This is a genomic window from Nannocystis exedens (genome assembly GCF_002343915.1).
Taxonomy (GTDB): domain Bacteria; phylum Myxococcota_A; class Polyangia; order Nannocystales; family Nannocystaceae; genus Nannocystis; species Nannocystis exedens.
On sequence record NZ_NETK01000001.1, the window covers coordinates 11,185,130 to 11,198,642 of the forward strand.

Here is a 13,513-nt window from a genome sequence, read left to right on the forward strand (position 1 = left end):
TTGTGCGCCGGATCGCAGGCCGTCCGCTCGCCGGCCTTGCGAGCACGTCACAGAAATTCTGCAGGTCGGCGCTGGCGGAACGGCACACGTCGTGGGAAAGATCAGCGCATGTTGTCGTGCTCTGGCCTGGTCTCGCGCGCGTGCCTCACGGTCGCGTGGCTCGCCCTCGCCGGCTGTTACAGCGGACCTTCGGGCGCCATCGACGAGCAGTCTCCGCCGTCTCGCCCGCCCGTCGGCGACGGCCCGCTGGGCGGCCCCCAGCTCGCGCCGCTCGAGCTCGACGCGCTCTCGCCCGACCCCGCCCCGGGCGGCGTCGAGTTCGACCTCCACGTCACCGGCGCCGGCTTCACCACCTCCAGCGTCGTCGTCTTCGCCGGCCGGGAGCTGCCGACCACGTTCGTCTCGGGCGGCGAGCTGCACGCCCGCAGCGGCCCGCGCAAGCGCGGCGACTACGAGGTCGTGGTCCGCCGCGGCGACGAGGAGTCGCGGCCGCTGACCCTCGCCGTCGACCGCTCGGCCCCGCGGATCCTCGTCCCCGCCGAGGTCGGGGTCGACGAGGACACCGAGGTCGGCCTCGTCATCGACGTCGTCGACGTCGCCGATCCCAAGGCCCTGCGGATCCACCTGCTCGGCCTGCCGCCGGGCGCCACCTGGGACGAGTCGACCCGCACCTTCCGCTTCACCCCCGACTTCACGCAGGGCGGCGATCGCTGGACGGTCACCGTGCTCGCCAACGACGGCGAGTCGCGCGTCGAGACCGCCTTCGACGTCGTCGTCCGCGACACCATCCAGCCGCCGTGGCCCGAGGTCGTCGACACCGAGTTCCTCGACGCCAGCGGGTATGTCCGTTACACCCTGTCGCAAAAGACAGATGATTACCTCGACAGCCCGGGCTACGCCGGCCGCGAGTTCGTCGCCAAGGTCATGGTCCCGCTCGAGGTCCCGCCCGAGGGCGTACCGGTGCGGATCGGCCTGCACGGCTTCGCCACCGCCAACCCCGGCGGCACCGGCTCGGCGAACGAGATCCGGATCTCCCCGCACGACCCCGACAACACCTACTGGTGGGGCTACGCGTCGTCGCTGCCCGAGGCCGAGCCCGCGGCCGGCGGCGCGGCGCCCGATTACACCATGCGCCGCGTGCTCCACCTCGTCGAGTACGTGCTGCGCCACCACCCCGAGGCCGACCCGCAGCGGGTCTACGTCTACGGCAGCTCGATGGGCGGCGCCGGGGCGATGCTGCTCGGCCTGTTGCGCGGGCGTCACTTCGCCTACGTCGACGCGCGCCTCGGCCAGGCGATCGCGCGCAACCACCGGCCGTCGCGGATCACCCAGCTGTCCGGGTGGTGGGGCGCGCCCGAGCTCGACCTCGACGGCGGCGGCGGCCTGTCGGCGTGGGACCACATGGACCTGACGCGCGCGCTCGCCGAGTCGAGCGAGGCCCGCGACCAATTCCTGTTCCTCAAGCACGGCAAGGACGACCCGACCATCCACTTCGGCGCCACCGTGCTGCCGAGCCCGCGCACCGGCGAGAGCTTTTACGAGGCGCTGCAGAGCCGCGGCGTCGGCCACTTCGCCATCTGGGACGAGGGCGGCCACGGCGTCGCCGATCCTGTCCTCGGAGACAGCTGGTGGGCCGGCTCGTGGGCGCCGATCAGCGGCGACGAGGCCACCCTGCGCCGCGACCGGGCGTTCCCCGCGTTCTCCTACTCGTCGCTCGACGACGACCCTGGCGTCGGCGCCGGCAACGGCAAGCAGGACTGGAGCGCCAACGCGGGCTTCGCCGGCGAGGTCGCGGTCGCCGGCGACACCGGCTGGGACGGCGCCATCGCCGGCGCGCTCGGCCGGTTCCTCCGCTGGGACGGCGCCTCGGTCGTCGACACCGTCGACCGCCTGCAATTCGCCCTGCGTGTCCACGCCGGCGAGGGCGCCGACCCGCCCGCCCCGGGCTACCCGAGCGAGGGCGACCGGGTGATGGCCGAGCTGCCCGCCTTCGTCGACGTGACCCCGCGCCGCACCCAGGCCTTCCGCTGTCGCCCCGGCGAGCGGATCGCCTGGTCGTTCGGCCAGGACCACGGCGAGGTGGTCGCCGGCCCCGACGGCAGCGTCACGATCCCCGCCCTGCCGCTGACCGACACCTGGACCACCCTGGTGCTGCGCCGCACGGTCACCGTGATCGCCGCTTCGCACTGACATGGTTGAAAGGCCATGCCCTATCGAACATTTTCATAAAGACATGTCGATCGAGGCATGACCTGACGGGCATGTCCTTCGGGCCAGCGGCGAACACGGCCGTGGCGCACCTGCTCGAGTCGCACCTGCCCGCGCCGTGGCTCGGCCCTTCGGCCCTGGAGCAGCGGCAAAGCGTGGCCCGCAGCCAGCGCCGCTGAAACGCCCGGGCGCCGCACCACGGCAGGCACGACTCGACGCGTGCCCGCGCCCTGCCTCCTCGGCCCGCACGGGCTCGTCGCCGGACACCAGCGACGCGAGCATCGCCGGGCCGGCAACCCCGCCAGGCTCCTGCGGGACGGCGGCGGTCGTCGCGTCCCGGGGTACGACCGCGCGCCTCGACGAATCCGTCCGGCTGCGGTTAGATGCACGGCGTGCGCGGCCCACGGGTGCTCACGGCTGGCCTGGCGGCCGCGCTCGCGTGCGGCGAGCCGGCGCCTGCCGCTTTTCCCGAGCCCGAACCGCCTGACCCACCGCCCTCGCCCGCCCCGCCGCGCCCGGCCGTGCACCTCGAGCCGGTCGACGCCCGCGACGCCGACCTCCTGGAGCGCTGGCCCTCGCTCGCGCACTACCCCCGCGTCCCGCCGGCGCTCGCCTCGGGCCTGCGCGCCCGCGACCCCGCCGCGATCTTCCGCGGCCTCGAGCTCGCCTTCGAGCCCGATCGCTGGGCCGAGGTCGACGCCTGGGAGCGCCTCGGGCACATCCGCCTCGCCGAGCCCGCCGGCTTCTGCCGCACCGACGCCGGCCGGCCCGTGCGCCTGTCCTCCGGGACATACGACCTCGGCTGCCTCGGCGGCTTCCTCGAGGGCGTCCGCCTGCTGTGGTTGCCGCGGCTCGAGCTCGCCGACCTCGTGCCCTGCGAGCCGCCGGGCGGCTTCGAGTCGTGTCGGGACGGCGCCCAGGCCGGTCGCGCCGCCCTCCTGCAGATCGCGGCCCGCTTGCCCGAGGGCGTCCTCCCGCGCGGCCTCGAGGTGCTCGACCTCCGCCTCGCCGAGCTCGGCCCCGAGGCCCTGATCGCGGCCCTGGTCCCGGACGTCCTCCACCTCTGCAGCGTCTCGCACCGCGCCCGCGCCCGCGGCGGCGAGCGCATGTACCATCACATGATGATCGTCGACCCCGCCCGCGATCGCCTCGGCCGTGTGCACGTGTTCGACACCACCGGGGCCGCCGGCGTCGCCTGGCGAGCGATGCGACCCGAGCGCCTCCACAGCTACGCGCGCCGCCTCCTGGCCCTCCACGACACCTTCCGCTACGACCCCGACTCCGCCCAGCTCAGCTGCCTGCCCGTGCGCCCGCCGGAGGCCGAAGTCACAGGTCCATGAGGACAGGTCCCATGCGCCAGGTGCGAACGTACATCCTCCGCCTCCTCGCCCTGCTGTGCGCCTGGGGCCTGGTCCACCTCCTGGTCCTCTGCGTCGACGGCTGCACCGACGAGGGTCGCCCCGCCGACGTCGCCGTCGTGCTCGGCAACCACGTCAGCCCCGCCGGCGAGCCCGCGCGTCGCCTGCGGCTGCGCCTCGATCGCGCCGCCGCCCTCTACGCCGCCGGCCTCGTCCCGCGGCTCATCGTCAGCGGCGGCCAGGATCCCGGCAGCCCGTACGAGGCCGACGTCATGCGCGACTACCTGGTCGCCCGCGGCGTCCCGGCCGAGCGGATCGCCGTCGACCGCGGCGGCGTCAACACCCACGCCACCGCCCGCTTCGTCGCCGCCGACCTGCGCGCCCGCGGCGAGCGCTCCGCGATCGCCGTCAGCCAGTACTACCACCTCACCCGCACCAAGCTGGCGCTGCGCCGCTTCGGCGTCGACGCCACCGGCGCCCACGCGGATCTCGAGCTCGAGCTGCGCGAGCCGTGGTCGCTGCTGCGCGAGGTCGTCGGCTTCTACGCCTACCTGTTCAAGGACTACCGCCTCGACTGATCGGAGCGGCCCGCGCCGGCCGGCATCCTCTCCCGCGAGAGCGACGGCGTCACCGCGGCGCGGCGACGGGCGGGCGCAGGAGCTCGCACGGCTGGCCGGCTGCCCCATACGACATGCTCCTTACGGCATGCCCGAAAAATCATGCCCGTCCGAACATGCTCGAACAGGCATCCTCGGTCGGAGCGCCTCGCCCGCTCAGAACTCGTCGAGGCCCTGCCCGAGCTCGACCCCGAGCGCCTCTTGCGCGGCGGCCGGGCACGGCGACGCGAAGCGCGCCTCGTAGCGGGCGGTGAACTCGGCGTTGGCCACGACCGCCTGCCCGTCGGCCTGCAGCTCGGGGAGCAGCCCGCGGACCGCGTAGACCTCGATCTCGCCGACGCTGCGGGTCACCGTCGTCTGCATGAACTCGAGCGAGAAGAACGGCTCGATGAGCTGACGGACCGCGCCCGACACGCACACCGAGTCGGGCTGGCCGACGCGCTCGACGTGGCTGGCGACGCTGACCGTGTCGCCCCACAGGTCGTAGACCGGCTTCTTGGAGCCGAGCACGCCGGAGATGCAGGGCCCGGAGTGGAGGCCGATGCGGAAGCTCCAGTCCCACTCGTCGACGCTCGGCGTCAGCCCCGACGCCACCACCTGAGCGCAGCGGAGCGCGGCGAACGTCGCGTCGACCGCGTGCGACAGGCGGCGGTGCGGGATGCCCGAGACCGCCACGTAGGTGTCGCCGGCGGTGCGCAGCTTCTCGACCCCGAACGCCGAGGTGATCTGGTCGAAGGCCGAGAAGAAGAAGTCGAGCTGCTTGAGGCAGGTGACCGGGTCGACGCGGGCGGCCAGGCGCGAGAACTGGACCGCGTCGATGAACATCACCGTCGACTCGCGGTAGGCCTTGGGCTGGAGCCGCTCGCCGAGCGGCGCCGCCGACTCGCGCGGCAGCACCGCCAGCGCCAGGCTCTTGTCGAGCAGGGTCGCGTGCGCCAGCTGCGACGCCAGCGCCCGCGGCGGGCGGATCGCCACGCCGACCGCCAGCACCGCATCGGATGGCTCCAAGGACAGGTCCCAGGCGACAGGTCCTTCCGGCCAGGGGTTCTCGGGCACCGCCTTGCCGCTGCTCTCGGCCAGGCTGCGCAGGAACGCCGGCGACGCGGCGCCGAACAGCGCGCCGAGGCTGGGCGCGCCGGGGCGGGCCGCCAGCCAGCGGGCCGCCGCGGGCGACGCCGGGGTCACACGGCCGTCGGCATCGACGCGCAACGCGATGGGCTCCACCAGCTCGAGGATCGCCACCATGTCAGAACTCTCGCACGTCCTCGAAGGTCGTCCGGGCGGCGATCGATTCTTCGTCGAGGTTGAGCAGGATCGGCAGCGTCTCCTGCTGCCAGTCGTCCTCTTGCAGGCGACGGACCAGCACCGGCCCGGGCAGCAGCAGATAGACCAGCTCGACGATGTCCATGATCACGTAGAAGCCGTTCGAGTTGCAGAACTCGAGCTCGGTGAAGTCGAGCACGCTGCGCTGGATCTCGCGCTTCGGCAGGATCTCGCGCAGGTCCTGCAGCAGGGCCGACAGATAGCGATAAGGGTTGTCGATCCGGACCACGCCCGAGAACGTGAGGGAGAAGTTCCCCTCGTCCTCGCGCGCGACGCAGTGGAACACACTGACGCCGCCGTCCATGATCTCGCCGTACGTGAGGACGTTCATTGCGCACCTCGCAAAGGAAACACCGCCTGCATGGTCAGGTTCTCGCCCGAATAGGTCGCGGACAAGCGGAAGCGGTTCTCGGACACCAGGCGGATGAGGCCGAGCCCGCCGCGCAGTCGCTGCATGCGACGGGCGCGGAGCGTGTCGGCGAACAGGCGCTTCGGGTCGGTCGCGGCCGTCAGCCGGTCGACGCGGTCCTTGACGTCCTGGTACTGCTCGGGGGTCGCCTTGTTGGTGACCTGGACCTGCAGCGCGTCGCCGTCGATGCGCAGGTCGACGCGCATCTGGCTGCCCGGATCGCTGACGTTGTCGATCACGTTCTGGACCAGCTCGGTGATGACCACGTTGGCCTTCTTGCACAGCGCCTGCGGGTAGAACACCGTCAGCATCGCCAGCAGCGACTCGCCGACGGTCGTCGCCAGGTTGCCGCGGGCGTCGCCCATGGGCGCGACCGTCAGCGTCAAGCCGACGCTGGTCGTGATCGGGTCGTCGTCGAACTCGTGCTCACTCACGCTGCCCGCCTCCGAAGCACGATGAGGGTGATGTCGTCGGCGTCGACGCGACGGAACTGCCCGTAGTCGTCGAGGCACCGCTGGAGGATCTGGTTGGCCGGCAGCTCGGCGTTGGCGCGCACGAGCTCGTGCAGGCGGCGCGTGCTGTAGTCGGCGCCGGCGCTGTCCTGGGCCTCGACCATGCCGTCGGTGTACAGCGCCAGCACGTCGCCTGTCTCGAAGGGCAGCTCGTACTCGCTGTAGGCGCGGCGGCGCAGGCCGATGAAGGGGTCGCCCTTGTTGAACGTGTGGACCTCGCCGCCGCGGACCAGCACCCCGTAGCCGCCGCCGCACACGTAGCGGAACGTGCGCTCGCCGAAGGCGACGAAGTTGACGGTGGCGTAGCGGCGGACCTCGCGGAGGAACCCGACGGTCGCGTTGTTGAGGTACTCGACGATGTCGCGCGGGCGCGACACCTGCTCCATCGTCTGCACCAGCTGGGCCTTGAGGTAGGCCATGATCAGCGCCGCCGACACCCCGTGGCCGGAGATGTCGAACACGCCGATCGCGTGGCTGCCGTCGCGCAGGCGGTAGAAGTCGTAGTAGTCGCCGCCGACCTCGGTCATCTGCTTGTGATAGACCGAGAACTCGAAGCGCGCGAGCATCTCCGGGTGGTCCTTGGGCAGCAGCGCGTGCTGGACCTGCTGGGCGATCTCGAGGTCCTGGCGGATGGTCTGGTAGGCGCGGGCCAGCTCGCGCTCCTGCTCGTCGAGCCGCTCGTACGCGGTGCGCAGGTTGTCGTTGGTCGCCTGCCAGTACGCGGTGTCGCGCTCGACCCGCTTGACCAGGCCCTTGTACATCCAGAACAGCCGGTGCAGGTCCTCGCGCGACAGCTCGGACAGGCGGTCGGGGTCTCGTCCCTGGAGGATCTCGTCGAGCGTCATCTCAATGGAACTCCACCACGAGGCGGTTGAGGTCGCCGTCGTTCGTCACGTCGACGTAGTAGAGGTCGCCGGGGGCCATCACCCCGCCGATCAGCACGCCGCGCTCGATCGTCTTGTCGAACGGCGTGGACGAGCGGATCACCGCGTGACCGCGGGCCGAGTCGAACTCCTCGAGGTCGAACGAGCCGACCACCTCGCGCGGGCCGCGGATGACGCTGGCGATGCCGTGGCTGCCGGTCTGGAAGTGCAGGAAATCCGCGCCGCGATGGATGAGCGCCTTGCCGGGGCCGTGGTGGTACCACAGCGTCATCATCTCGATGCCGAGCTTGAGGCGGATCGGCTCGACGTTGGCGTACGACTCGCCGACCATCTGCTCGATCTCCATCCACTTGGCCAGCGGGAACCACCGCCCCATGTCGATGTCGGCCAGGAGCGCGGTGGCCCGCCGACCGGCGACGATATTGAGGTTGACGCACGCCTGGGCGAAGCCGGCCATCAGCGTCCCGTGGACCACCGGCTCTCGCGGCTCGGACTGGTCGCTCATCCCGCCTCCCCCGCGAACGCGAACACCGCGATGATCGGCACCCCGCGGTACGACAGCCGCACGAGGCCCGAGCTGACGTTCGAGCGACAGTACTCCGGGAGGTCGACGTCGACGTCGATCGCCGGGTACGGCACGAAGCCCGCCTTCTTGAGGCGCAGCAGCCACGACTCGAGCGTCTCGTGGCGCTCGGTGCGGAAGGCGTCGCTGGTGCCGAGGATGTCGCGGACCTCGCGGCCGAAGAAGCCCTCCTTGATGGCGAACTTCTCGTCGGGGGACGCGTCGCTGCGGTCGACCAGGTCGAACACCGTCGCGAAGTGCTGCCAGCAGTGGTGCATGCGCCGGGTCAGGTGCTCGGTGTCGTGGTCCGAGCTCGGCTCGACCAGCGTGAACACCCGCGGCTTCAGGGCCCGCAGCCGCCGCAACAGCCGGGTGCGAGCGTCGCTGTCGGGGCCCGTGGTGTGGTGCAGCGTGTAGGCCGCGTTGATCGACAAGCTCCCCTCGGCGAGCGCCTCGAAGTGCGCGTAGTCGGCATCCTCGCAGACCTCGATCAGCTTGACCAGCGGATAGATCTCGATGTCGAACGGCAGCTCGGCGCGAACCTCGTCGATCGCGGCCACGCCCTCGTTCAACGCGGTGCGGTTCGGTTCGAGCGCGATGATGCGGACGCGCTCGATCTTGCCGGGGTCGCGCGCGAGCGCCCGCAGCAGCGCGACCACTTGCAGCCCCTTGCCGATCCCGATCTCGAGCAGCGCCGGCGTGCTCGACTGCCGCATCGCGTGGACCAGGTACTGGTTGGCGAGCGCGTAGCCCTGCGGCACGGCCGGGATCGCGCGCTGGAGCAGCGTGAACAGATCGATCTGCGGCCGCTTCTCGGCTTGCAGGTACAAGTTTCGACCCGAGAGCAGGTTGCGATCGATCCGCCGGAGCAGCGACTCGGCGACGATGTGGGACAACAGCGCGTCGCTCGGGACATCGACGTCGAGGGCGTCGAGGAGCTGGCTCGCTATCACCGTCTTGGCGACCTGCTCGCGATGCCGGCGAATGTCCTGGCACGCGGCCAAAATCAGCTTGTAGCGGTCCTCGTAGAGCATGCGCCGCAGACTGAAGGTCACACAGGGGATCCGCCTTGGCAAGCTGATGCGCACCCGATCGTGGCCGAGAAGATTATCTCAGCCCTCGCGCGGAAACGCGCCGCGAAGCCGGACAGGCCCCCGTCGGCCTCTGTCTCAAAGACCACCCAGCGGCGCGACCGGACCGCGGGCCACTGCGCAGGTCGCGTGCGTCGGAGGACGGCGACGCACGCGACGGACTGCATCTTGAGACATGGTCCGAAAACCATGACCCGGCGCAGCAAGCCGGGCCGAGGCGTTCGGAGGCCCGGCCGCACGCCTCACGCGGCGGCGGCGCCGCCAGCGATCCGCGTCTCTGTAGATGCGCCTGCCAGCGATCGCAGCTCGAGCCCGACCTCGAAGCTCAGGGCGGTCGCGCCGACGCGGCCGCGCTGGCTCTCGCGGTGAACTTCGACGGCCAGCGTCACGTGCGTCGCATTCGGTACTCTGCCGCTGCGGAAGCGCACCGTCGCGATCGCAGTCAGCGGCTCCCCCACCAGCATCTCTCCGAAGCGCCGCACGCGGCTGATGCTGCGCAGCGTCAGCGCGACGTCGCGGAACGGCTCGCTGTGGGCCAGGGCCGACAGCGCCCGGCCGAGCGCGACCGGGAGCGGACAAACTCGGCCCCACGGCTCCGGCGCGCCGCCGCCGGACACGCTCCCGGTCGACAGCATCTCCTCTCCGCAACCCACCACCTGTCCCAAGAAGCTGGACTCCACATGCGCGGTCAGATCGGCCGGCTTCACCGTGAACGTGGAAGTCGTCAAGACCGTTCCGACGCTGAGAGATCCGAGATCGTGTGCGAGCATGACGCGGCCTCCTGGGAATTAGCGTGCCGCCCACAGCCGCGATTTGCACGCCAGATCACGCCCAGCGGCGATGTGTGCGTCTTCCTCCGCCGAGGATCGCGAGCATCGCCGCAGATCCGGCGAATTTCTCGGACGGCGCGGTGATCGGCCGCGCGACGGCCCGCTTGCATCGGACGGCGAAATGATCTTCACACGCCCCTCGCGCGGCGAATTCGACGCGATCTCCAGCGCGATCTCTTGCGCGTGCAACAACGACGGCGGTTCGCACGACCTCTCCGTGTGCTCCTCGACTTCCTCGCGCCGCCGGTGTGCCTCGCCTGTCGTCACCTGCTCCGGACCCCGCCGCCCGGGGGCGTGCCGCCCCTGTGCAGTCGCTGCGCCCCCGAGCTCGCGCCGCTCGACCCGGCCGCGCGGCGCGTCGGCGACGTCGAGGCCTGCTTCCTTTATGACGGTCCGCTCGCGGCGGCCGTCCGCCGGCTCAAGTTCGGCGGCGAGCTGGAGCTCGCCGGGCCGCTGGGCCGGCTCCTCGCCCACGCGCCGGTGTGGCGCGAGGGCTGGGATCTCGTCGCGCCGGTCCCCCTGCACTGGCGCCGCGCCCTCGCCCGCGGCTACAATCAGGCCGCCTTGCTGGCTCGCTGGGCCGCGCGCGAGCACCCGACCGGGGCCCGCGTCGACCCGCGCCTGCTGCAGCGCGTGCGCGCCACCCCGCCGCAGAGCGAGCTCGACGGTCCGGCGCGCCGCGACAACCTCGCGGGCGCGATCGTCGTCCGGCCCGGGCGCTCGCTCGCCGGCCGGCGCGTGCTCGTGGTCGACGACGTGACCACCACCGGCGCCACCCAGGCCGCCTGCCTCCGCGCGGTGCGGGCGGCAGGGGCTGCCCGCGCCGCCGGGCTTGCCCTCCTGCGGTCCGCTTTGTAGCTTTCCACCCCCGCCGTGAAGAAGACCGACAAGACCGCGACGAAGGACGGCCACATCTTCGTCCAGAACCGCCGCGCCACCTTCGAGTACGAGGTCCTCGAGCGCTACGAGGCCGGCCTCGCGCTCATGGGCAGCGAGGTCAAGTCGATCCGCGACGGCCGCGCCAGCCTGGGCGAGTCGTACTGCCAGTTCCAGGGCGACCAGCTCTTCCTCTATCAGTCGCACATCGGCGAGTACACGCAGGCCCACGACCGCAACCACCTGCCGCTGCGCCCGCGCAAGCTGCTGCTGCACCGCAAGGAGCTCGACCACCTGGCCGAGGCGGTCGACCAGGCCGGCCTCACGCTGATCCCGCTGGCGCTGGTGGCCCGCAGCGGCCGGATCAAGCTCGAGCTGGCGCTGTGCCGCGGCAAGAAGACCTACGACAAGCGGGCCTCGATCAAGGAGCGCGAGCAAAAGCGCGAGATCGACAGGGCCATGCGGGAGCGGTGACGTGAGCGGTCGGCGCTCGGACGGACCTGTCCCATCGGACACCCTCGCGGCCCTCGACCGCGCCCGCGACCAGCCCGGCCCGCACCTCTGGGTGGTCCCCGCCCCGCCCCCGACCGGCGACGCCGACGAGGTCCTGCGCGAGCTCGACGCCCTGCTGGCCCGCGGCGAGCTCGACGAGCCCGCCGTCGCGCGCCTGGTGGCCCTGGCGCCGCGCGCCCCGGGCCGCCTGCGCGCCGTCGTCGGCGCCCTCGCGGCCGCGGGCGGTCCGGCCGCGGTGGCCGGCCTGCTCACCCTGCCGCAGGTCCCCGGCGCGCTCGAGGCGGTGGCGCGCGCCCTGGCCCGCGGCCTGACCCGCGCCCTGCCCGGGTCCGCCGCCGCCCCGGTGTTCTTCGCCCTCGACTTCCGCGGCTCGCGGGCGCGGCCGTTCCCCGACCTGTTGCGGCGCGCCCAGCTCGTCGCCGCCGATCCGAGCGGCGCCCTGCGCCTCGACGTCCTCCGCGTCGACGGCAAGCCCGCCTACCGCCTGTCCTTTTGGCCAGATACGCTCCCGGCGCGGGCCCGCGCCGGGCTCGCCCGCGCCTGCGCCGCCGACCTCGCGCTGCTCCACGGCCGCCTCGCCCGCCTCCGCGGCACCCGCCTGTGGCTGAACGGCTTCTGCTTCGCCGACGACGGCCCGGTCTCGGTCGCCGCCCAGGGCCACCTGCTGGCCGCGTGGTTGACTTGGTCCGAAGGACATGCGCCATGAAACATGACCTCAAGGACACCCCGTTCGCCCGCGCGGGCGCGCGCCTGCGCGACGCGCTGCAGGCCGGGTCGCGCGGCGTGGGCCTGCGCGCGGTCGACGAGGCGCGGGCGGTGCGTCTGTGCGAGGACGTCGGCGAGCGGCTCGACTGGCCGGTCCACACCTGGAGCGCGGCCGGCGGGCGCGACGGCCTCGGCGCCCCCGAGCCGCTGGTCGACCTCCTGCGCGGCCTCCTGCGCGACCCCGATCCCGGCCTGTGGGTGCTGCTCGATCCGCCGCCGCTCGAGCCCGTCGCCCTGCGGGCCCTCCGCGAGCTCGCGCAGCGCAGCGTCGGTCCGGCGGTCGTCGTCGTCGGCGACCTCGCCCCCGCGCTCGTCGCCACCCCCGAGCTCGAGCTGGTGGATCTCGAGCTGCCTGACGCCGACGAGCTCGCCGGCCTCGCGGCCGACCTCGTCGACGAGCTCCGGATCGCCGGCCGACCCGGCCCTGCGGCCGCGCTCGACCGCCGCGCGCCGCAGCTGACCCGCGCCGCCCTCGGCCTGTCCGAGCACCAGGCGCGCCGGCTGCTGCGCCGGGCCGCTCACGCCAGCGACGACGCCGTCGCGCTGGCCGAGCTCGGCGCCGGCAAGGCCGAGCTGCTGCGCCGCGGCGGCCTGCTCGAGCGCGTCGAACCTGTCCCTTCGGACATGCTCGGCGGGCTCGCGCAGCTCAAGCAGTGGCTGGCTCGCCGCGCCCTCGCCCTCCGCCCCGAGGCCCGCGCCGCCGCGATCCCCGACCCGCGCGGCGTCCTGCTCGTCGGCGTGCAGGGCTGCGGCAAGAGCCTGGCCGCCCGCGTCTGCGCCCACGCGCTCGGGCTCGGGCTCCTGCGGCTCGAGCCGGGCCGGCTCTACGGCGGCACGCTCGGCGAGAGCGAGGCCAACCTGCGCCGCGTCACGGAGACGGTCGAGCGCATCGCTCCGGTCGCGCTGTGGATCGACGAGCTCGACAAGGGCCTGGCCGGCAGCGAGGGCCCGGCGAGCGACGCGGGCACGGCGGCGCGGGTGCTGGGCGGGCTGCTCACGTGGCTGCAGGAGCGCCGCCGACCGGTGTTCGTGGTCGCCACGGCCAATCAGGTCTCGCGCCTTCCGCCCGAGCTGACGCGCCGCGGTCGTCTCGACGAGATCTTCTTCGTCGACCTGCCCGACGCCGACGAACGCGCTGCGATCGCGGAGATCCATCTCGAGCATGCGCCCCGCTCGCACATGGGCGCCGCCCCGGTCCTCGCTGATCCGTTGCCCGACCTCGTCGCTCTCGTGCGCGCGGCCGACGGGCTCTCGGGCGCCGAGATCGAGGGCGCGATCGTGGAGGCTCGCCTCGACGCGTTCGCCGAGTCGCGACCGCTCGCGCGCGTAGACCTCGCTCGCGCGCTCACCGCGACGGTCCCGCTGAGTCGCAGCCGCGCCGGAGAAATCGCGGCTCTTCGGGCGTGGGCGAGCGCTGCGGCCCGCAGGGCCTGAGCAACCTGTCTTTAAGTTTCAATACAGTGCGTGGCCCGCGGGCGCGCAATGCCTGCACAACCGCGTCAATCGCCCGAGCAGAGCCGGCGAACGGTGGTTCGCAGAGTGTGCTGTTGAACACAATTCAAGCG

The 13,513-nt window shown here is 72.6% G+C and carries 15 protein-coding genes; 8 read left to right on the forward strand and 7 right to left on the reverse strand.

The annotated features are described in order from the left end of the window. Window positions 1-108 precede the first annotated feature (108 nt). The 4 genes from NAEX_RS43590 to NAEX_RS43600 all read left to right on the forward strand — a co-directional run bounded on the left by NAEX_RS43590 (window position 109) and on the right by NAEX_RS43600 (window position 4,144). Window positions 109-2,190, forward strand: a complete 2,082-nt coding sequence (locus NAEX_RS43590) for an alpha/beta hydrolase (RefSeq protein ID WP_096333383.1) — start codon at window positions 109-111, stop codon at window positions 2,188-2,190. A 71-nt stretch (window positions 2,191-2,261) separates the two neighbouring features. Continuing rightward, window positions 2,262-2,387: a hypothetical protein gene (locus NAEX_RS54160; RefSeq protein WP_256254122.1), complete on the forward strand. Its 126-nt coding sequence runs from the start codon at window positions 2,262-2,264 to the stop codon at window positions 2,385-2,387. A 213-nt stretch (window positions 2,388-2,600) separates the two neighbouring features. Then, window positions 2,601-3,548 carry a hypothetical protein gene (locus NAEX_RS43595; RefSeq protein ID WP_143141589.1) on the forward strand — a complete coding sequence of 316 codons (948 nt, stop codon included), beginning with the start codon at window positions 2,601-2,603 and terminating at the stop codon, window positions 3,546-3,548. Window positions 3,549-3,559: 11 nt separating this feature from the next. Beyond that, on the forward strand, window positions 3,560-4,144 hold the full coding sequence (locus tag NAEX_RS43600; RefSeq protein WP_170136507.1) for a YdcF family protein: 585 nt from the start codon (window positions 3,560-3,562) through the stop codon (window positions 4,142-4,144). 195 nt (window positions 4,145-4,339) lie between these two features. On the opposite strand, the gene NAEX_RS43605 is transcribed toward NAEX_RS43600, so the two are convergent. The 7 genes from NAEX_RS43605 to NAEX_RS43635 all read right to left on the reverse strand — a co-directional run bounded on the left by NAEX_RS43605 (window position 4,340) and on the right by NAEX_RS43635 (window position 9,692). Further along, window positions 4,340-5,428, reverse strand: coding sequence for an adenylate/guanylate cyclase domain-containing protein (locus NAEX_RS43605; RefSeq protein WP_096333386.1), 1,089 nt, complete (start codon window positions 5,426-5,428; stop codon window positions 4,340-4,342). Between the two features lies 1 nt (window position 5,429). Beyond that, window positions 5,430-5,837 carry a hypothetical protein gene (locus NAEX_RS43610; RefSeq protein WP_096333387.1) on the reverse strand — a complete coding sequence of 136 codons (408 nt, stop codon included), beginning with the start codon at window positions 5,835-5,837 and terminating at the stop codon, window positions 5,430-5,432. Further along, window positions 5,834-6,349, reverse strand: a complete 516-nt coding sequence (locus NAEX_RS43615) for an ATP-binding protein (protein WP_096333388.1) — start codon at window positions 6,347-6,349, stop codon at window positions 5,834-5,836. Before NAEX_RS43615 ends, NAEX_RS43610 begins: the two co-directional genes overlap by 4 nt. Beyond that, window positions 6,346-7,272, reverse strand: a complete 927-nt coding sequence (locus NAEX_RS43620) for a PP2C family protein-serine/threonine phosphatase (RefSeq protein ID WP_096333389.1) — start codon at window positions 7,270-7,272, stop codon at window positions 6,346-6,348. Before NAEX_RS43620 ends, NAEX_RS43615 begins: the two co-directional genes overlap by 4 nt. Before the next feature lies 1 nt (window position 7,273). Next, window positions 7,274-7,816, reverse strand: a complete 543-nt coding sequence (locus tag NAEX_RS43625; protein WP_096333390.1) for a hypothetical protein — start codon at window positions 7,814-7,816, stop codon at window positions 7,274-7,276. Continuing rightward, window positions 7,813-8,928 carry a GRAS family protein gene (locus tag NAEX_RS43630; protein ID WP_096333391.1) on the reverse strand — a complete coding sequence of 372 codons (1,116 nt, stop codon included), beginning with the start codon at window positions 8,926-8,928 and terminating at the stop codon, window positions 7,813-7,815. Before NAEX_RS43630 ends, NAEX_RS43625 begins: the two co-directional genes overlap by 4 nt. Window positions 8,929-9,206: 278 nt before the next feature. Then, window positions 9,207-9,692, reverse strand: a complete 486-nt coding sequence (locus NAEX_RS43635; RefSeq protein WP_143141598.1) for a hypothetical protein — start codon at window positions 9,690-9,692, stop codon at window positions 9,207-9,209. 321 nt (window positions 9,693-10,013) lie between these two features. Between NAEX_RS43635 and NAEX_RS43640 the strand changes: the two genes are divergently transcribed. Genes NAEX_RS43640 through NAEX_RS43655 form a run of 4 tightly spaced genes read left to right on the forward strand, consistent with a single transcriptional unit; the run spans window position 10,014 to window position 13,382 of the window. Continuing rightward, window positions 10,014-10,652, forward strand: coding sequence for a ComF family protein (locus NAEX_RS43640; RefSeq protein WP_096333393.1), 639 nt, complete (start codon window positions 10,014-10,016; stop codon window positions 10,650-10,652). Between the two features lie 15 nt (window positions 10,653-10,667). Beyond that, the gene (gene smpB / locus NAEX_RS43645) at window positions 10,668-11,144 is read left to right on the forward strand and encodes an SsrA-binding protein SmpB (RefSeq protein ID WP_096333394.1); all 477 of its coding nucleotides are present in this window, start codon (window positions 10,668-10,670) and stop codon (window positions 11,142-11,144) included. 1 nt (window position 11,145) lies between these two features. Beyond that, window positions 11,146-11,889, forward strand: a complete 744-nt coding sequence (locus NAEX_RS43650) for a hypothetical protein (protein WP_096333395.1) — start codon at window positions 11,146-11,148, stop codon at window positions 11,887-11,889. Further along, the gene (locus NAEX_RS43655) at window positions 11,886-13,382 is read left to right on the forward strand and encodes an AAA family ATPase (RefSeq protein WP_096333396.1); all 1,497 of its coding nucleotides are present in this window, start codon (window positions 11,886-11,888) and stop codon (window positions 13,380-13,382) included. The genes NAEX_RS43650 and NAEX_RS43655 overlap by 4 nt, the downstream gene beginning before the upstream one ends. The last annotated feature ends 131 nt before the right edge of the window (window positions 13,383-13,513 follow it).